17 protein-coding genes and 1 tRNA gene are annotated in these 17,400 nt (G+C 60.2%); 12 read left to right on the forward strand and 6 right to left on the reverse strand.

Going from position 1 to position 17,400, the window contains the following annotated elements:
• Nucleotides 1-48: 48 nt before the first annotated feature.
• Together EP837_RS01110 and EP837_RS01115 are read left to right on the forward strand one after the other, a co-directional pair.
• Nucleotides 49-1,224 carry a bifunctional 2-C-methyl-D-erythritol 4-phosphate cytidylyltransferase/2-C-methyl-D-erythritol 2,4-cyclodiphosphate synthase gene (locus EP837_RS01110; protein ID WP_066523841.1) on the forward strand — a complete coding sequence of 392 codons (1,176 nt, stop codon included), beginning with the start codon at nt 49-51 and terminating at the stop codon, nt 1,222-1,224.
• A gap of 3 nt (nt 1,225-1,227) precedes the next feature.
• Nucleotides 1,228-1,740, forward strand: a complete 513-nt coding sequence (locus EP837_RS01115) for a CinA family protein (RefSeq protein ID WP_066523842.1) — start codon at nt 1,228-1,230, stop codon at nt 1,738-1,740.
• Here EP837_RS01115 and EP837_RS01120 read toward each other — a convergent pair.
• The gene (locus tag EP837_RS01120; RefSeq protein ID WP_066523843.1) at nt 1,692-2,162 is read right to left on the reverse strand and encodes a type II toxin-antitoxin system RatA family toxin; all 471 of its coding nucleotides are present in this window, start codon (nt 2,160-2,162) and stop codon (nt 1,692-1,694) included. The genes EP837_RS01115 and EP837_RS01120 overlap by 49 nt on opposite strands.
• A 4-nt stretch (nt 2,163-2,166) precedes the next feature.
• Entirely contained in the window at nt 2,167-3,102 is a 936-nt protein-coding gene (gene lipA / locus EP837_RS01125; protein WP_225870560.1) for a lipoyl synthase, read from the reverse strand.
• Between the two features lie 65 nt (nt 3,103-3,167).
• Here lipA and EP837_RS01130 point away from each other — a divergent pair, with 65 nt between their 5' ends.
• The 3 genes from EP837_RS01130 to EP837_RS01140 are packed head-to-tail and all read left to right on the forward strand — an operon-like array spanning nt 3,168 to nt 4,833.
• Nucleotides 3,168-3,821 (forward strand): carbonic anhydrase, encoded by a 654-nt coding sequence (locus EP837_RS01130; protein ID WP_066523844.1) that lies wholly within the window; start codon nt 3,168-3,170, stop codon nt 3,819-3,821.
• The gene (locus EP837_RS01135) at nt 3,821-4,552 is read left to right on the forward strand and encodes an NYN domain-containing protein (RefSeq protein ID WP_066523845.1); all 732 of its coding nucleotides are present in this window, start codon (nt 3,821-3,823) and stop codon (nt 4,550-4,552) included. Before EP837_RS01130 ends, EP837_RS01135 begins: the two co-directional genes overlap by 1 nt.
• Complete coding sequence (locus EP837_RS01140; RefSeq protein WP_066523846.1) at nt 4,552-4,833, forward strand: acylphosphatase; 282 nt, start codon at nt 4,552-4,554, stop codon at nt 4,831-4,833. The genes EP837_RS01135 and EP837_RS01140 overlap by 1 nt, the downstream gene beginning before the upstream one ends.
• Before the next feature lie 274 nt (nt 4,834-5,107).
• Here EP837_RS01140 and ettA read toward each other — a convergent pair whose 3' ends face one another.
• Nucleotides 5,108-6,793: an energy-dependent translational throttle protein EttA gene (ettA, locus tag EP837_RS01145; RefSeq protein ID WP_066523847.1), complete on the reverse strand. Its 1,686-nt coding sequence runs from the start codon at nt 6,791-6,793 to the stop codon at nt 5,108-5,110.
• A gap of 102 nt (nt 6,794-6,895) precedes the next feature.
• Between ettA and EP837_RS01150 the strand changes: the two genes are divergently transcribed.
• Nucleotides 6,896-8,269: a M28 family peptidase gene (locus EP837_RS01150; protein ID WP_066523848.1), complete on the forward strand. Its 1,374-nt coding sequence runs from the start codon at nt 6,896-6,898 to the stop codon at nt 8,267-8,269.
• 156 nt (nt 8,270-8,425) lie between these two features.
• Nucleotides 8,426-8,638, forward strand: a complete 213-nt coding sequence (locus tag EP837_RS01155; protein WP_066523849.1) for a hypothetical protein — start codon at nt 8,426-8,428, stop codon at nt 8,636-8,638.
• Between the two features lie 267 nt (nt 8,639-8,905).
• Here EP837_RS01155 and EP837_RS01160 read toward each other — a convergent pair whose 3' ends face one another.
• A complete protein-coding gene (locus EP837_RS01160; protein WP_066523850.1) occupies nt 8,906-9,823 on the reverse strand; it encodes a LysR family transcriptional regulator in 918 nt (305 codons plus the stop codon).
• Nucleotides 9,824-9,962: 139 nt separating this feature from the next.
• On the opposite strand from EP837_RS01160, the gene EP837_RS01165 reads away from it, so the two are divergent.
• The 5 genes from EP837_RS01165 to EP837_RS01185 all read left to right on the forward strand — a co-directional run bounded on the left by EP837_RS01165 (nt 9,963) and on the right by EP837_RS01185 (nt 15,734).
• The gene (locus EP837_RS01165) at nt 9,963-11,402 is read left to right on the forward strand and encodes an aldehyde dehydrogenase family protein (RefSeq protein WP_066523851.1); all 1,440 of its coding nucleotides are present in this window, start codon (nt 9,963-9,965) and stop codon (nt 11,400-11,402) included.
• Nucleotides 11,403-11,646: 244 nt separating this feature from the next.
• Nucleotides 11,647-12,729 (forward strand): alanine racemase, encoded by a 1,083-nt coding sequence (locus EP837_RS01170; RefSeq protein WP_225870607.1) that lies wholly within the window; start codon nt 11,647-11,649, stop codon nt 12,727-12,729.
• The gene (locus EP837_RS01175; protein WP_066528456.1) at nt 12,729-13,127 is read left to right on the forward strand and encodes a RidA family protein; all 399 of its coding nucleotides are present in this window, start codon (nt 12,729-12,731) and stop codon (nt 13,125-13,127) included. The genes EP837_RS01170 and EP837_RS01175 overlap by 1 nt, the downstream gene beginning before the upstream one ends.
• A gap of 46 nt (nt 13,128-13,173) precedes the next feature.
• Nucleotides 13,174-14,367, forward strand: coding sequence for a DUF1624 domain-containing protein (locus tag EP837_RS01180; protein ID WP_066523852.1), 1,194 nt, complete (start codon nt 13,174-13,176; stop codon nt 14,365-14,367).
• A 44-nt stretch (nt 14,368-14,411) separates the two neighbouring features.
• Nucleotides 14,412-15,734 carry an NAD(P)/FAD-dependent oxidoreductase gene (locus EP837_RS01185; RefSeq protein WP_066523853.1) on the forward strand — a complete coding sequence of 441 codons (1,323 nt, stop codon included), beginning with the start codon at nt 14,412-14,414 and terminating at the stop codon, nt 15,732-15,734.
• Nucleotides 15,735-15,764: 30 nt separating this feature from the next.
• Here the strand turns inward: EP837_RS01185 and EP837_RS01190 are convergent.
• Together EP837_RS01190 and EP837_RS01195 are read right to left on the reverse strand one after the other, a co-directional pair.
• Nucleotides 15,765-15,841 (reverse strand) — tRNA-Pro (locus EP837_RS01190).
• 280 nt (nt 15,842-16,121) lie between these two features.
• Nucleotides 16,122-17,393 carry an alginate export family protein gene (locus tag EP837_RS01195; protein ID WP_066523854.1) on the reverse strand — a complete coding sequence of 424 codons (1,272 nt, stop codon included), beginning with the start codon at nt 17,391-17,393 and terminating at the stop codon, nt 16,122-16,124.
• Between the last annotated feature and the right edge of the window lie 7 nt (nt 17,394-17,400).

The following is a 17,400-nucleotide window of genomic DNA, read 5'->3' on the forward strand; positions in this document are numbered from 1 at the left end:
AAGCAAGCGGCTCTGGCGAAGCGCATTGCCCTGGGCTACAGGCGCGACATGACAGGGAGCAAGTACAAGACCGTCGCGCTCGTCGTCGCGGCCGGCCAGGGTAGCCGAGCGGGTGGAGACCTGCCCAAGCAGTTCCGCCGAATCGGCGGCAAAGCCGTACTAACCCATGCCGTCGATGCTTTTAGCGCGCACCCGGCAGTCGATGCGATAATGCTCGTTATCGGCGCTGGGCAGGAAGAAGTTGTCGCATCATTGATCTCCGACGGCCAGGTTGCCGCAGTAGTGCAGGGCGCAGACAGCCGCCGCGGCTCGGTTCGGGCCGGGCTGGAGGCGATCGCGGCGGCCGGAGGCCCCGACCGCGTGCTTATTCACGATGCCGCTCGCCCCTTTCTGCCGCCCGTAATAGTCGATCGCCTTCTGAAAGCACTCGAAACTGCGGTGGGCGCGGTTCCCGTCCTGCCCGTCGCCGATACCCTTATCCGCGGCATCGAGGATCATATTGGAGAGGTCGTGGATCGCTCCAATCTTTTTAGGGTGCAAACGCCGCAGGCCTTTCACTTCAGGGCCATTCTCGCCGCGCATCGTAATTGGGACAGCGGGCGCGATGCCACCGACGATGCGCAGATGCTCCGCGAGCGCGGCCATGACGTCACTCTCGTCGATGGCGATGAAAGGCTAGAGAAATTGACCTACCCGCAAGATTTCAGCAGGGCGGAAACATGGCTTTCAAGCCAGCGGACGACCCGCGTCGGCATGGGCTATGACGTTCATCGCCTTGCGATTGGTGAGGAGCTTTGGCTGGGCGGCGTCCAGATCGACCATGACCGAGGGCTTTCCGGTCATAGCGATGCCGATGTCGCGATCCATGCTATTGTCGATGCGTTGCTCGGCGCACTGGCGGAAGGAGACATTGGCAGCCATTTTCCGCCGTCCGACCCCCAATGGCGGGGCGCTGCGTCTTCGCGCTTCCTGGAATATGCAGGAGCCCGGGTGGCGCATCGTAACGGGCGCATCGATCACATCGACCTTACCATCATCTGCGAAGCGCCCAAGATTGGCCCGCATCGGGAAGCCATGCGGGTGAGGATCAGCGAGATCCTCGCCATTCCGATCGAACGGGTGAGCGTAAAGGCCACCACGACCGAGCGGTTGGGATTTACAGGGCGTCGCGAAGGTATTGCCGCGCAAGCAGTTGCAACCATCTCCCTCCCCGCGCTATTCTGAGCCATGCCCGACAGCATTCTTCCCGCGCCCTTGGTCGAACTGGCCGAACGCGTCATCATCGCCAACCGCCGCGCTGGCCGAACCATTGCCGTTGCGGAAAGCTGCACCGGGGGTCTCGTGTCCGCGGCACTCACTGAAATCGCGGGCTCGTCGGAGGTGTTCGAGGCGGGATTTATTACTTATTCCAATGATATGAAGAATGAGTTGCTTAAAGTTTCGCAGGATGTTCTGGAAACTTTCGGAGCCGTCTCGATCGCAACCGCATGGGCGATGGCGCAAGGCGCGCTCACCAAAAGCCATGCCAATGTCGCGGTAGCCATAACCGGCATCGCCGGCCCCGGCGGCGGTTCAGAGCAGAAGCCGGTGGGCACCGTCGTCTTTGCCCGCGCCGAACGCGGCGGCAACCCTGACAAGGTCGTAGCCGACATGCATCATTTTGAAGATAGCGGGCGCGGCGGCGTCCGGCTTCAGGCGGCGCTCTGCGCGCTCGAACTGCTCTTGCCCGAGTCGCCGTAAAGGTCTGCCGCACGCGTCTCGAACGCGCCGATCATCTTGCGCAGCGCCTTGTCGAACATCTGCCCAGCCAGCATTTCGAACAGACGGTTCTTGAATTCGAATTCCACCTCGAAATCTACCAGCACCCCGCCCCGCCCGTCGTCGCGAAAGCGCCATTGGTTGTGAAGATGCTTCAACGGACCCTCAAGATAGTCCACCCGCACAAAATCGGGGCGATGCTTGTGCACCCTACTGGTGAAGCTCTCCTTGATTCCCTTGAAGCCCACGATCATGTCCGCGATCATTTCAGAGTCGCTGTCTGATCGCACCCGGATGGCACTCACCCAGGGCAGGAACTCAGGATAAGCCACCACATCGGAAACGAGATTGAACATCTGATCCGGCGAATAGGGAAGCGGCCTTGTCTCGTGATGCTTGGGCATTGGTTCAGCGTGCCGCCTTGGCCAGTTGCGCCTCACGCGCCGCACGCATCTCCGCAAAGTCCTTGCCCGCATGATAGCTGGAACGGGTCAGCGGGCTGGACGCGACCTGCAAAAAGCCCTTAGCGCGCGCAATCGCGGCATAGGCGTTGAACGCAGCGGGCGTCACAAACTCCATCACCTTGGCATGTTTCGGGGTCGGCTGCAGATATTGGCCCATGGTCAAGAAATCGATGTCGGCGGAGCGCATGTCGTCCATGACCTGGTGAACTTCCAATCGCTCCTCGCCCAAGCCCAGCATGATGCCCGATTTGGTGAAGATCGAAGGGTCGAGCTTCTTGACCGACTCCAGAAGACGCAGCGACGCATAATAGCGCGCACCGGGACGAATGGTCGGGTAGAGCCTCGGCACCGTCTCCAGATTGTGGTTATAGACGTCCGGCCGCGCAGCCACGATCATCTCGACGGCCCGCTCATGCTTGTTCCGGAAATCTGGCGTCAAAATCTCGATGGTCGTATCCGGAGTCGTGCGACGCAGCGCCTCGATCACTTTCACGAACTGCGACGCGCCGCCATCGGGTAGGTCGTCCCGATCCACCGAAGTGATGACGATATGTTCGAGCCCCATCTCCGCACAGGCATCGGCGAGGTTCTGCGGCTCATTAGGATCGACCTTACGCGGCATGCCTGTCTTGACGTTGCAGAAGGCGCAGGCCCGGGTGCAAACGTCGCCCAGGATCATCACCGTCGCATGCTTCTTGGTCCAGCATTCACCGATATTGGGACAGGCCGCTTCTTCGCAGACCGTCGCGAGCCCCTTTTCGCGCATCAGTTTACGCGTTTCGTGATAGCCTGGGCTGGTCGGCGCCTTGACGCGGATCCAGTCCGGCTTGCGGACACGTTGCGGCTGGGGCGGGACGGGAATAGCGGCACTATCGGTCATGCGCCCCAAATAGCGACGCAAGCACAGACTTGCCAGCCCCCAGATTGTTGGGCAGAGACTTCGCCATGACCGACTTTTCCGACATGCTTGAAGGCTACCGCCGCTTCCGCAACACGGGCTGGACACAGCAGCGCGAACGATGGGATGAACTGAGCGAAGGGCAAAGCCCGCGCGTCATGGTCATCGCTTGCTCCGACAGCCGCGTCGATCCCGCGCAGATATTCGACACCAGCCCGGGCGAGATCTTCGTGGTCCGCAACGTGGCGGCGCTGGTCCCCCCATTTGAAACAAACCCGGGTCACCATGGCGTGTCGGCAGCGCTGGAGTTCGCCGTGCAGGTGCTCAAGGTCGGTGAGATCGTCGTGATGGGCCATGGCAAGTGCGGCGGCTGCAAGGCGGCGCTCAGCCAGGAACTGAAGGACGCGCCTCCGGGTGAAGGCGGCTTCATCCACAACTGGATCGACATGCTGCACGATGCGCGGGAGACTGTTATCAACCGTTTCGGCGAAGATCGTGGCCGCGACGCCCACCGCGCCATGGAACAGGAAGGGGTGAAGATCAGCCTGGCCAATCTGCGTACCTTCCCTTGTGTTCGCGCCAAGGAAAAGAGCGGGGAGTTAAAGCTGGTAGGCGCATTTTTCGCGATCTCGGATGGCCAGCTTCATCTGCTGGACGAGACGAGCGGACAATTTCAACCGGCTGCATTGGAAGCCGCCTGATGTCATCGCCGATCCCCAGTGGCGGTAATGTCGCCCTGTTGATCGACGCCGACAACGCCTCTGCTGACCATTTCGACCCGGTGCTGACTGTCCTTGCCGAACTGGGCACGGTCAACATTCGCCGGGCCTATGGCAATTGGAGCAAACCCGCGCTCAAGGGCTGGGCGCGGCAGGCCGTGACCCAGGCCATTGAAACGCAACAGCAGTTCGACCTCACCAAGGGGAAGAATGCGACAGACATGAAGATGACTATCGACGCCATGGACCTAATGGCGGGCGGGCGAGTCACAGGCTTTGGCCTCATGTCTAGCGACAGCGACTTTACGCCCCTGGTCACGCGCATCCGTCAGCAGGGGATACCCGTCTATGGCTTCGGATCGGCCAAGACCACCGACGCCTTCCGCAGCGCCTGCACTCGCTTCATTGATGTCGCCGCCCTGCTCCGTGACCAACCCTCCGAGCCTCCCGCAGAGGATGGCGCGGACGAAAATGGCGATGGCACGGAAGTGTCTCCCGAACTGCTGAAGCTTCTGATCGACGCCTATAATGCCGTAAAACGCGACGAGCAGGGCTATGCCAGACTAAGCGAGGTCGGCCAGCTGGCGGGCAACCGATCCAGCTTCGACACGCGCAATTATGGGTTCAAGCGGCTTTCCGACCTGATTGGGTCGATCAAGAATTTCAAGGTCGAGATTCGCGACGGCCAGACCTGGATCAAGCGGGTACACTAATGGGCGTCATCGCCCGCCATCTCATAATCATGGGCCGCGTGCAGGGCGTATTTTATCGCAATTGGGCGATAGAAACGGCCTCCATGCTTCGCCTGAACGGTTGGGTCCGCAACCGAATGGATGGCAGTGTCGAAGCGGTTATTGAGGGTGATGAGGAAGCCGTTCAGCAATTTATCGCCCTAGCTCATCAGGGTCCGCGCGCGGCTCAAGTCGCCCGCATCGATGCCAGCGATGCAGCTGTCGAGGGCCTGACATCATTTTGCAAGCGGCCGACCTGCTGAACATCGCCTGCAGCGGCTTAGACTACACCGCGCCCCTAAGGGATCACCCTAGCTATGCTGTGCACATGCGCTCGCCGTGATAGCTGGATGAGCGCGCCAACTTCAGCCCGCAATCATGCAAAAAAATGGCCGACCCATTGGGCCGGCCTGAAAGTTTTAGGAGAGGATGCCTGAAAGGCACCCCCTTTGTGCAGTGCAGCACGCCACCTCGCAAGTGCGAAAGGCGTAAGCACCATTGCAATCTCTGCAACCGGTTGCCCTACGGCCGAGCTGATCAGCGCGTGAGCTTCTTATAGGCCAGACGCGTGGGACGGTCCGCAGCATCGCCCAGACGGCGGCGTTTATCCTCTTCATACATTTCGAAATTGCCTTCAAACCATTCGACATGGCTATCACCCTCGAACGCGAGGATGTGTGTCGCCAGACGGTCGAGGAAAAAGCGGTCGTGGCTGATAACCACCGCGCAGCCTGCGAAATTCTCGATCGCTTCTTCCAGCGCGGCGAGCGTTTCGACGTCAAGGTCGTTGGTCGGTTCGTCGAGCAGCAGCACGTTGCCGCCCTTCTTCAGCATCTTGGCGATGTGCACGCGATTGCGCTCACCGCCTGACAGCTTGCCGACATTCTTCTGCTGGTCCTGCCCTTTGAAGTTGAAGGCGCCGACATAGGCACGGGTCGACATGTCATGGCCGTTGACCTTCACATAATCGAGGCCGTCGGACACTTCTTCCCAGACATTCTTGCTGGGGTCGAGATGGTCGCGGCTCTGATCGACATAGCCCAGACGCACCGTTGAACCGATGTCGATTTCACCCGAATCGGGCTGTTCCTGCCCAGTTATGATTTTGAACAGCGTCGACTTACCCGCGCCGTTCGGTCCGATCACACCGACAATACCACCCGGCGGCAACAGGAAGGACAAATCCTCGAACAGCAGCTTGTCGCCATAGGCCTTGCTGATGTTCTTCGCCTCGATCACCTTGCCGCCCAGACGCTCGGGCACCTGGATGACGATCTGCGCCTTGCCCGGCGTGCGGTTTTCTTGGCTCGCGACCAGTTCCTCGAACTTCTTGATTCGCGCCTTGGATTTGGTCTGGCGGCCTTTGACACCAGCCCGGATCCACTCCAACTCATCCTTGATCGCCTTCTGGCGGCCGGATTCCTCGCGAGATTCCTGGTCCAGGCGCTGGGCCTTCTTCTCCAGATAGGTGGAGTAGTTGCCCTCATACGGGAAATATTTGCCGCGATCGAGCTCCAGGATCCAACCCACGACATTGTCGAGGAAGTAGCGATCGTGGGTAATCATCAGCACCGCGCCCGCATATTCCTTCAGATGGTTTTCCAGCCACTCGACACTCTCGGCATCAAGATGGTTGGTGGGTTCGTCGAGAAGCAGAATATCCGGCTTCTGGATCAGCAAGCGAGTCAGCGCGATACGGCGCTTTTCACCGCCCGACAGGCTTTCCACCGACCAATCCGAAGGCGGGCAGCGCAGGGCCTCCATCGCGATTTCGAGTTGGTTGTCGAGCGTCCATCCATCGACCGCATCGATCTGCTCTTGCAGCGTGCCCATTTCCTCCATGAGCGCATCGAAATCGGCATCCTCGGGCGGGTCTGCCATGATCATGCTGATTTCGTTGAAGCGGTCCATCTTATCCGCAATCTCGCGCGCGCCGTCTTTGACGTTCTCCAGCACGTTCTTGCTGATGTCGAGCTGCGGCTCCTGCGGCAGGTAACCGACCGTGATATTCTCGCCCGGCCAGGCTTCGCCGGTGAAATCCTTGTCGATGCCGCCCATGATCTTCATCAGCGTCGATTTGCCCGCACCGTTGGGGCCGACGATTCCGATCTTGGCGCCGCGATAAAATTGCAGGTTGATATTGCTCAACACCGGCTTCTGGGCGCCGGGGAAGCTCTTGGTCATGTTCTTCATGACGAACGCGTATTGCGAGGAGGCGGACATGGCTGGAAGCTGCTCCGAAAGGGCTAAACGTGAAAATCCCGGCGGAGTTAGCGGAGCCCGGAGCCATTGGCAAATGGGCGATGGCTGGGTAAGCCTCCATCCATGCAGAAAATCCGATCGGGCACCGTTGCTGCGCTCCTTCTCGGCAGCATCTTATCCCCCTTCCCCGCCGCGGCCGCGCCATCGAGCAGTGAAACGATTCGGGAGGCCGCGCTACAAGACATCGTTGCGTGGGATTTCGTCGAAGGACTGACCACTGAAGTTGGCGCTCGCCCTGCTGGGACCCCGCAGGAAGCCCGGGCACGCGACTGGACGGTGGCGAAGTTGAAGAGCCTGGGCTTCGCGAATGTTCGGGCTGAACCCTATAAAATGCCTGTGTGGCTGCGCGGACGGGATGAGGCGCGGGTCGTCGCGCCCTTTCCTCAGCGGCTCGTCCTTGCCGCCCTGGGGAACAGCGCATCCACTTCGGAGAAGGGTATAGAAGCCGAGCTTGCCTATTTTCCCACACTCGCCGCCTTGGAGGCCGCACCGGACGGCAGCCTGAAAGGCAAGATCGCTTTCGTCAGTCACGCGATGTCGGCGACTCAGGATGGCAGTTCCTACGGCTATTTCGGCGCTACGCGGCGGCAAGGACCCAGCATCGCGTCAAAAAAAGGCGCTGTAGCCATCCTCATCCGCTCCATAGGCACGGACCACCACCGGCAGGCGCACAGCGGCATTCAGATGTGGGCCGATGGCGCAAAGCCCATTCCCGCTGCCGCGCTCAGCATCCCCGACGCGGATCAGCTGACACGCATCATCGCCAGGGGACATCCTGTCCGCCTGCAGGTCACTCTTACCTCCAGATTGCTGAAGGATCAGCCGTCAGGAAACGTCATCGCGGAAATCCCGGGCAATGATCCTGCGGCGGGCCTGGTCATGGCCGCCTGCCATCTGGACAGCTGGGACCAAGGAACTGGCGCGATCGATGACGCATCAGGCTGCGGCATCATCGCGGCAGCCGCGGTCCACGCCGCCAAGGCCGGTCCGCTCCGCCGAACGATCCGCATCCTGATGGCAGGTGCGGAGGAGGTGGGAGGCGATGGTGGCCGGGCCTACTTCACGGCTCACGGGGCTGAGCTGCACGCGCTCGTAATGGAATCCGACTTCGGCGCCGACCGCGTCTGGCGAGTGGATTATAAGTTGCCTGCGGGACATGAAGCGCTTGCTGCCCGTCTCTCTGCCGCGCTGGCCCCTCTTGGCATCGCGCGGAGCCATGTAGCAGCTGGAGGCGGTTCGGACATTGAGCCCTTGGTCAAGGCGGGCATTCCCGTCATCGATCTTCAACAGGACGGTACTAGATATTTCGACATCCACCACACCCCAGACGACACTTTGGACAAGGTGGATCGCGTTCAGCTTCAACAGAATGTCAGCGCCTGGGCAGTTGCACTTTTCGAAACTGCAAACGCACAAGAATCTCTGGGCATTAAGTGAACTTTTATTGTAGACAACACTCTGTCGCGTGATTCCGTCGCTTCACCGACGCAGAAAAGCATTGATTTGTGCAGCGCACACGTTAATGCGGGTCGCTCGCGCCGGTCGTGTTACGAACATGTCAGGCGCGGCAATATGCTATGGGAGCCGTACACAATGAAGAAGATCGCTGTTGTTTTCGCTTCGGCCGGCCTGATGGCCCTCGCCGCTTGCGGTGAGAAGCCGGCCAACGAGACCGCGAACGCTTCGAACGCTGTTGTCGAGAACGTTGTCGAGAACGCCGCTAACGCTGCCGACAACGCCGCGAATGCTGCTAACGCTGCTGACAACGCCGCGAACGCTGCTTCGAACGCTGCGAACGCCGAATAATCTTCGCGCCAGCGAGATTTTCGAAAGGGCGGGCCGTCTGACGGTCCGCCCTTTTTCTATGCGTGCCGCAAATGTCCGGAGAAAAGTTCAGTCAGTGCGGACGCAATGTCGCACATCAGGGTAAGCGCGGCTTTAGCCACCTCGGCAACCTCTAGGATCCGACCGGCATTCGCTGCCTGGATCAACGCTTGCCCTGCGCCATCGCCGATACGATCGGCCCGCCGTAGCGGTAGAGTGACCGCCGAAAGATCGCATTCCGCCTCGCGTCTAAAGCTCCTCCTGACGCCAAAACGGCGAGCTTAGGCTCTCCCTAAGCGCCTGAAGAAAGGCATTCGTCCGCCCGCTCCTGCCCTGGCGAGTATGGAGCAGCGCGACCACGTCAGCCTGTGGTGAAGACCAGCGCGGGAGAACCGCCTGCAATCTCCCTCCTGCAAGGTCATCAGCCACATCCCACTCGCTCCGCACCATGAGCCCAAGCCCCGCAAGCGCCCAATCCCGGACTATTTCGCCATCGTTACTGGACATGCAGGGCTTCACCCGTACCGTTGCGTTGCCCTGCTTGGGATGAACGAAGCGCCAGAGCGTGACATCCTCATTATTCTCCCGAAGCGCCAGACACCGGTGCGCGGCTAGATCATCAGGCTTCAGGATGGGCGGATGATGTTCAAGATAGGTGGGTGAGGCACAAAGAATCCGCTGATTTGGCGCAAGGGTAGTCACCAGCCGATCACTTTCGGGCAGCGACCCGATATGCACGATGATGTCCCAACTCTCGGTCATTTGCCGTATGGGGCTGTCTGACAATTCCAAAGTGGCCGATACTGCGGGGTGCTTCTTGGAAAATTCCTGCACGATCGGCGCGACATAGCGCCGGCCAAAGCCATAAGGCGCCGCAACGCGGAGATGCCCTCGCACCTGACTGGTCCGGCTGGCCAGCCGCTCCGACAGGTCATCGATCGCCCCGATGATCAAGGCGCCTTCCGACGCGACCAGTTCGCCTTCATCCGTCAGGCTAAGACCGCGCGAGGTTCGCTCGATCAATTTTACCCCCACCCGCGCCTCGAGAGCTCGCAGCCGTTGTGTCACGGCCGGCGGCGTAACGTTCAGCCTGCGCGCAGCTTCGGCAAGTGATGGCGCGCCCGCTATGACATGGAAGAAGCCCAGATCATCGGTCGAAATAGTCATCCCCACCTTAATCCTATATGTAGTTTGAATTAATTGCGATATTCATGCTTTGGCATATCTTGTTCACCTGGGCAACGGATGCTGTCCGGCGTCATGACGCACTCGCTACCAAGCATGCGAGCGGGCCAAAGGTGAAGCGATGGGAATGGAACGATGTGAGCGGCTTTATGTCGGGGGCGCCTGGAAACTTCCAGAGACGCCAACTGAAGCCATTCCGCTTGTCAGCCCCGCGACGGAGGAGATCATCGGCTCCGTCGCGTCCGGAAGCGCATCTGACGTCAACAGCGCCGTCGCTGCGGCGCGGGCTGCGTTTCCGACATTTTCATCGACGTCCCCTGCCGAACGCGCTCAACTTCTCAAGCAGATCCTCGACCTTATGGAAGAAAGGGCGGAGGAGCTGGCCCAGGCAATATGCCGGGAAATGGGTTCGGCCATCGGCTTCGCCCGCGCGTCGCAGGTTCCGTTTGGTATCGCCCATGTCCGCGCTGCAATTGATGTGCTGGAAGATTATGCCTTCATAAGAAAGCAGGGCACGACGGCAATCGCCAAAGAAGCGATCGGTGTTTGCGGCCTGATCACGCCGTGGAATTGGCCATTATATCAGATCACGGCAAAGGTAGCCCCCGCGCTCGCGGCCGGTTGTACCTTCCTACTCAAGCCCAGTGAACTGTCACCGCTGAGCGCGCATCTTTTTGCGCAGATCATGCATGATGCGGGTACACCGCCGGGCGTGTTCAACATGGTGACCGGCAGGGGCGAAGATGTCGGCGCCGCTATCGCGTCTCATCCCGATATCGATATGATCTCCATCACCGGATCGACCCGGGCGGGCATATTGGTGGCGCAAGCCGCTGCGCCTACGGTCAAGCGCGTCACCCAGGAATTGGGAGGAAAGTCGCCCAATATAATCCTGAATGATGCGGACTTTGCCCGCGTCATACCGCTAGGCGTGGCTGCCGCCTTCCGCAATGTCGGCCAATCATGCAGCGCTCCCACGCGCATGCTCGTCCCTGCCGACCGGCTAGACGAAGTGGCAGAATTGGCAGCTGCAACCGCTCAGGCGATGATTGTGGGGAATCCATCCGACGATGCTACCGACCTCGGACCTGTCGCCAACCGGAACCAGTTCGCCAAAGTGCAGGAGATGATCGGCGTCGGCATTGCCGAGGGCGCGAAGCTCATTTGCGGCGGCTTGGGAAAACCTGAAGGCTTGTCTGCCGGCTATTTCGTCAAACTAACCATCTTCTCGGAAGTACGCCCGGACATGCGTATAGCGCAGGAAGAGATATTCGGACCCGTGCTGTGCATTATTCCATATGCGGATGAGGATGAGGCTATCCGTATCGCCAATGACACTGTCTATGGCTTGGGTTCTCACGTCCAATCGAGCGATCTCGACCGCGCCCGGCGGATAGCCGGCAAGATCCGCGCGGGCCAAGTCCATATCAATTATCCCGCATGGGACGGTTTTGCCGCATTCGGAGGGTATAAGCAGTCGGGCAACGGCCGCGAATATGGCGTCTTTGGGATGGATGAATATCTCGAGACAAAAGCTATCTTGGGATATTTCCCCGAGTAAGCGGCAGCATCCCTCCCGCGGGCTGAAGAACGCCTGCCAGTTCTGAATTAAGATATACCTTATCCGATACTGCAGAATCAATTAATTGTAGGCTTTTGTCCAGCAATGCACATTGATCGGCGCAATCAAAGCAAGGAATCAGATGGTGAGTGAAGCAGAAACTTCGGTTCCGGAGCAGGACGAAAGCGCAGCCGCGAGTCTGGGTGATCTGGAAACGCCCTGCCTCCTCCTCGACACGGACCGGATGAACCGCAACATCGGGCGCCTTCGGGAACGGCTCGCACCCCTCGGCGTGTCGCTACGGCCCCACCTCAAAACCGCAAAGTCTGTCGAGGTCGCGCGCGCCGTCATGACCACGCCCCAAGGTCCAGCAACTGTATCCACACTCAAGGAAGCGCAATTCTTCGCTGACGCAGGTATCAACGACATCATCTACGCCGTGGGCATCGCTCCCTGGAAGCTCGCCAAAGTCATCGAATTGCGTAAGCGCGGCGTGAACCTTGCCGTCGTCCTCGACACAATCGAGCAGGCCCAGGCCGTGGCAGCCGCATCCCGCGGCGCGGGCGACGCCATCCCGGCGCTGATCGAGATCGATTGTGACGGCCACCGCTCCGGTGTGCTGCCCGGTGACAAAGATCGCTTGATCGCCATCGGCAAGGCGCTGGTAGAAGGCGGCGAATTGCGAGGGGTTCTGACCCATGCGGGCGGCAGCTATAGCGCGCGCGGCGCAGAGGCGCTTGCCCGCTGCGCCGAACAAGAACGGCGCAGCGTCGTGGATGCGGCGGCCATTCTCCGCGAGGCAGGCTTGCCCTGCCCTGTCGTAAGCGTCGGTTCAACGCCAACGGCCCACAATGCTGCGGACCTGAGCGGTGTCACAGAAGTTCGCGCGGGTGTTTTCGTCTTCTTCGATCTCGTCATGGCGGGCGTGGGCATCTGTCAAATCGACGATATTGCAATCTCTGTCCTCGCTACCGTCATCGGTCACCAACGCGAGAAAGGCTGGATATTGGTCGATGCCGGTTGGATGGCCATGTCGCAGGATCGCGGCACGGCCAAACAGGAGATCAACCAAGGTTATGGCGTCGTTTGCGACAGCAGCGGCCGACCCTATGATGATCTGATCCTGGCGGATGCGAATCAGGAGCATGGCATCATCATGGTCCGCCCCGGCTCCCAAAAGTCTTTGCCCGACCTCAAGATCGGTGATCGAGTGCGGATCCTGCCCAATCACGCTTGCGCAACGGGGGCTCAGCATCGCAGCTATCACGTCGTTCACGGCGCATCCGACATTGTCGAGGCCGAGTGGCAGCGGTTCGGGGGATGGTGATGAGCAACAAACCGCGAGCCATCCTCACCGGCAACGCCCCCGCCCCCGCAGGCCATTATTCCCAGGCGACCCGTTCGGGGAGCAACCTCTATATTTCAGGCCAACTCCCGATCAGGACCGACAAGGTGCCGCTGCCTGATAGGGAGTTCGAGACCCAGGCGCGCCAGGCTATCGCGAACATGCTCGCGATCTTGGAAGCCGCGGGCGGCAAGGCTGAGGATCTCTGCCGTGTCACCGCCTATATCGTGGGCGTCGAGAACTGGCCCGAGTTCAACCGGATCTACAGCGATATGCTGGGCGGTGCAAAGCCGGCGCGGACGGTCGTTCCGGTGCCTGAGCTTCATTACGGCCATCTGGTCGAGATAGATGCGATCGCCGCCATCCCCGACCAGGACTGAGCGCCAACTCAACGCCCCATCTTGCTCTCGGTAGCCGGAGACGATCATGGCCACTCTCGCAGTTAGCAACGAACCGTCGGCGGTGTCACAGCCTGTTGCGCCCACCGCTGTAACCACACGCCTGCAAAGCATCGACGCTCTGCGAGGGCTGGTCATGGTCATCATGCTGCTGGACCATGTGCGCGAAACCTGGTTTCTGTACATGCCGGTCGGCGACCCGGTAGATGCGCGGACGGTGATGCCCGCGCTCTTCTTCACCCGCATCACAAGCACCCTGTGCGCGCCGATCTTCGTCGCGCTTACGGGTCTGTCCGCTTTTCTCTTTAGCCAGCGGCACAGCCTCGCGCAGACCAGCGATTTCCTGCTCCGGCGCGGGGCATTTCTCGTGCTGCTCGAGCTCACGCTGGTGAATTTTTCCTGGCGCGCTGAACTAGTCCCCCACTTCGTCTTCCTTCAGGTCATCTGGGCCATCGGCCTCTGCATGATCATTTTGGCGGCGCTTATCCATCTACCGCCGCGGGCGATCCTGCTCTTGGGGCTTGTGATCGTCGCCGGCCATAATCTGCTGGATCCTATCAGCTTTCCGCCCGACCACCCCCTGTTCATCCCCTGGGGTGTCCTCCATGACCGATCGCAGATCGAACTGGGTGGCGTAGTCGTCAAATTCAACTATCCCATCCTGCCCTGGATCGGAGTGATCTGCCTCGGCTGGTCCGCAGGCAGCTGGTTTTCGCAGCTCGCCTCGCCTGAGCGACGGCGCACCCTGCTGAGAACCGGCGCAGCAATGATCGCTGGCTTCGTCCTTCTGCGGGCGCTCAACATCTATGGCGATTCACCCTGGTTTGTCAGTCCCAGCGAGCCGATCCGAACGGTGATGAGCTTTCTTGCTCTCACCAAATATCCGCCCTCTCTGCTGTTCCTTCTCCCAACGCTGGGGATTGGCCTCCTCCTACTCGCTGCATTTGAAAAGGCGAATGATGCGCGGCTTACCCGTTGGCTATCGGTCATGGGCGGCGCGCCGATGTTCTTCTACCTTTTCCACCTCTACCTTCTGCGGATTCTTTATCTCAGCGCTAGGGCGATCTGGGGGACAAACCACGGAGACATATTCGGGGTCGATACCCTCGCCTGGGTGTGGGTCTGGTATCTCGGCCTGATCGTGCCGCTCTATTTTCCGACGCGCTGGTTCTCCAACCTAAAGAAGCGGCGCAAGGATATCTGGTGGCTCAAATATCTTTGACCCCATAGCCGCCCCTCCCGACCAGTCGAACAAGGTGCTTCCGCATGTCTCCCGTTGTCCGTTCCGTTGCCAGCGATGAAGCTCTCCCCAAGGCGGTGGACGTGGTGGTCATTGGCGGGGGGATCGTCGGAACCGCGTCTGCCTATTTCCTCGCCAAGCGCGGGTTTTCTGTGGCGCTCCTCGAAAAAGGCCATGTGGGGTGCGAGCAATCAAGCCGTACCTGGGGGTGGTGCCGCCAACAAAATCGCGATCCACGCGAGATGCCTCTTTCGCTTCTATCCATGCGGCTCTGGGACGATCTGGCGACCGATATAGGGCAGGATCTAGGCTTCCGCCGCACCGGCCTCATCTACACGACGGACGACGCCGCAATGCTGGCTGGCTGGGAAGCATGGCGGCCCGTAGCACGCGAGTTCGGCGTGGAAACCTATATGTTGAACGAAGCGCAAGCCGCCGAGCGCATACCGGAAACAAGGCGAAAATGGCTGGGCGGCTTACACTCCGTCGCGGACGGCAAGGCCGAACCCGCACTGGCCGCGCCCGTTCTAGCGGAAGGCGCTCGCACGTTGGGGACAACCATCCACCAAGGCTGCGCCGCCCGCAGCCTGGACATCACAAACGGTCGCGTGACGGGAATAGATACCGAAGAAGGATACATCCGCGCCGACGCGATCCTGTGCGCAGCCGGCGCGTGGGCCTCCACCTTCCTGCGCCGCCATGGGATTACCTTCCCGCAAGCCAGTGTGCGGCAAACCGCCTTGCGCACGAAGCCAGCCGCGAATGTCGGTGAAGTCCTCTACTGCCCGGATTTCGCGATGACCCGGCGTCTGGACGGCAGTTACACCATGGCGATCAGCGGCCGTGCCACGCTGGAGGTAACGCCTCAAGGCATCCGCTTCGCCCGCGAATTCATGCCGCAGTTTGTTCAGCGGCTGAAGGCGGTGCAACTGGGGCTCGGCCGATCATTCATCGAAGGCCCAGAGTCGCTTGGCGCGATATTTGGCAACGATCCCGCGATCTTTGAGCATCATCGCATATTGGATCCCGCCCCCAACCGAGGGTTGATCGACGCGGTTATGGAGAATGTACGCAGCACCTTCCCGGAACTGGCCGGTCTTCCGATCGACCATAGCTGGGGCGCTTATGTCGATTGCACACCTGATGCTGTGCCCGTGATATCCGGGATCAATCCGGTTGGAGGACTTTACCTGGCGGCAGGCTGCTCAGGTCATGGGTTCGGACTTGGCCCGGGGATCGGCTATCTGGCTGCCGATTTGATCACCAACGCCACCCCCAGCGTCGATCCGGCTCACTTCCAGCTTACGCGGCTGATCAATGGATCGAAGATAAAGGTGGGCTCGCTGTAGCGCCTCGCGTCACGCTCCTGAATGGAGAAGTGGTCGGGGAGACAGGATTCGAACCTGCGACCCTCTGCTCCCAAAGCAGATGCGCTACCAGGCTGCGCTACTCCCCGACTGTGGGGGCCTTAGCGGTGAAGAATATGTCCCGTCAATCGGCCATCATCGGAACAGCAACCACAGGATGATTATCACCGGAATAGGTATGCCAATCAGCCACAGCAAAATGCCCTTGCCCATGCTCGCATTCCTCCATCCAAATCACTCCAGAGGAAATCGATGAACGCAGGCGGATGTTCCACCGCGCGCCGGTTCGCCTTCTACGACTTTCTTATTTGACGAAAAACCGCCGCGACGGCGCAGGACCATCGCGGCGGCATCTGTCAGTTCAATCGATCAAAGCGCGTAGTCGATCTGCGCCCAGAATTTCTTGGTGTCGGCATCTCCCGTGAAGCTCGCAATGCCCTGCCGGTCATAGTCGGCATATTTGACGAGGGCGCTTAGATGCTTGTCGATCTTCAAGGTCACCTGGGCGTTATATTCATCGCCATAATGGATCGAGAGCCGGTCGCTGCTGAAGCGGTGGAAGATGAAGGACGCGACCAGCGGCCCCATCTTGCCAACCTTCGGCACGGTATAGGCGATGCCGCCATAATAGTCCTGAATGCCAGTGGTAGGCGTCGTCAGGAACTTGTCCGCCCAGCCGTTGAACTTGTGCAGCGTGGCAAAGGGCGTCTGAAACGCGAAGCCCGTGGCGCTGCCCAGCGTGGTGGAATCGGAACCAAGCAGCTCATAACCGGCCGTCAGCTTGAAGGCGGAAACCTCCAGCCCCAGTTCAGCCGCGACATAGTCGGCCTTATAATCGACCGGGTTCTTCGCATAATCGCTCTGCCGGGCGTAGCTGGCGAGGTAGCTGAGCTTCACCTTCTTCGCCAGCGGCAGGGCGCCCACGAAGCGCGCGCCATAGGTCTGGCTGCTATTGCGCAGCAATGCCGCCACCGGCTCATCCTCGTCCACCAGATAGGCAAATCCGGTCAGCGTGCCGAACTTCGTCTTGTAGGAGACGTTGGCGAAGACATTGTCGCCGTCGATCTCCGTCGGCCGGTTGACCGATCCGAACTTGCCGCCATCAATGCCCCAGATGGTCCGGGCGGCAATGGCGTAAGTCACATCGACCTTCAGGTTCTTCACGCCCATATATTCGACGCGAACGGCATCGAAGGTCTGCTCATTCTGCCGCCAGGCGACAGAGCCCACGAAGCGCTGGTCATCCAGGTTGATGCGTTGGCGGCCGAGCGTCACGATGAGCGGCTTGGTGCGATATTGGATCTGCACCCGATTTGCTTCGACATTCTCAGGATCGGCGACGATGGGATAGAGCGTCTTCCCGTTGACGCCGCTATTATAATCCTCGTTGATCGCCAGCGTGCCTTCACCTTCCACCAATAAGGCGAAGGGGCCGCTCGACAGTTCGCCACCAGCACGCAGCCGCATCGTGACCGCATTGGCCTCACGATCTTCGACCAGCGGCAACGGTCCGTCCTGCTCAACCATTTCATAGCGCAGCCGCGCCTCGACGATCGGCTTGAACACAATGTCCTGCGCCAGGGCAGGCGTTGCAACCGTCGCCAGTGCCGACGCCGACAGCAACATCTTCAATCCACGCATAATTCCC

Source organism: Sphingobium sp. EP60837, assembly GCF_001658005.1.
Taxonomy (GTDB): Bacteria; Pseudomonadota; Alphaproteobacteria; order Sphingomonadales; family Sphingomonadaceae; genus Sphingobium; species Sphingobium tyrosinilyticum.

Excerpts from the sequence above, each read along its gene's own strand:
- EP837_RS01110 (WP_066523841.1), top strand. The coding sequence starts at position 49 with ATGACAGGGAGCAAGTACAAGACCGTCGCGCTCGTCGTCGCGGCCGGC.
- EP837_RS01115 (WP_066523842.1), top strand. The coding sequence starts at position 1,228 with ATGCCCGACAGCATTCTTCCCGCGCCCTTGGTCGAACTGGCCGAACGC.
- EP837_RS01120 (WP_066523843.1), bottom strand. The coding sequence starts at position 2,162 with ATGCCCAAGCATCACGAGACAAGGCCGCTTCCCTATTCGCCGGATCAG.
- lipA (WP_225870560.1), bottom strand. The coding sequence starts at position 3,102 with ATGACCGATAGTGCCGCTATTCCCGTCCCGCCCCAGCCGCAACGTGTC.
- EP837_RS01130 (WP_066523844.1), top strand. The coding sequence starts at position 3,168 with ATGACCGACTTTTCCGACATGCTTGAAGGCTACCGCCGCTTCCGCAAC.
- EP837_RS01135 (WP_066523845.1), top strand. The coding sequence starts at position 3,821 with ATGTCATCGCCGATCCCCAGTGGCGGTAATGTCGCCCTGTTGATCGAC.
- EP837_RS01140 (WP_066523846.1), top strand. The coding sequence starts at position 4,552 with ATGGGCGTCATCGCCCGCCATCTCATAATCATGGGCCGCGTGCAGGGC.
- ettA (WP_066523847.1), bottom strand. The coding sequence starts at position 6,793 with ATGTCCGCCTCCTCGCAATACGCGTTCGTCATGAAGAACATGACCAAG.
- EP837_RS01150 (WP_066523848.1), top strand. The coding sequence starts at position 6,896 with ATGCAGAAAATCCGATCGGGCACCGTTGCTGCGCTCCTTCTCGGCAGC.
- EP837_RS01155 (WP_066523849.1), top strand. The coding sequence starts at position 8,426 with ATGAAGAAGATCGCTGTTGTTTTCGCTTCGGCCGGCCTGATGGCCCTC.
- EP837_RS01160 (WP_066523850.1), bottom strand. The coding sequence starts at position 9,823 with ATGACTATTTCGACCGATGATCTGGGCTTCTTCCATGTCATAGCGGGC.
- EP837_RS01165 (WP_066523851.1), top strand. The coding sequence starts at position 9,963 with ATGGGAATGGAACGATGTGAGCGGCTTTATGTCGGGGGCGCCTGGAAA.
- EP837_RS01170 (WP_225870607.1), top strand. The coding sequence starts at position 11,647 with ATGAACCGCAACATCGGGCGCCTTCGGGAACGGCTCGCACCCCTCGGC.
- EP837_RS01175 (WP_066528456.1), top strand. The coding sequence starts at position 12,729 with ATGAGCAACAAACCGCGAGCCATCCTCACCGGCAACGCCCCCGCCCCC.
- EP837_RS01180 (WP_066523852.1), top strand. The coding sequence starts at position 13,174 with ATGGCCACTCTCGCAGTTAGCAACGAACCGTCGGCGGTGTCACAGCCT.
- EP837_RS01185 (WP_066523853.1), top strand. The coding sequence starts at position 14,412 with ATGTCTCCCGTTGTCCGTTCCGTTGCCAGCGATGAAGCTCTCCCCAAG.
- EP837_RS01195 (WP_066523854.1), bottom strand. The coding sequence starts at position 17,393 with ATGCGTGGATTGAAGATGTTGCTGTCGGCGTCGGCACTGGCGACGGTT.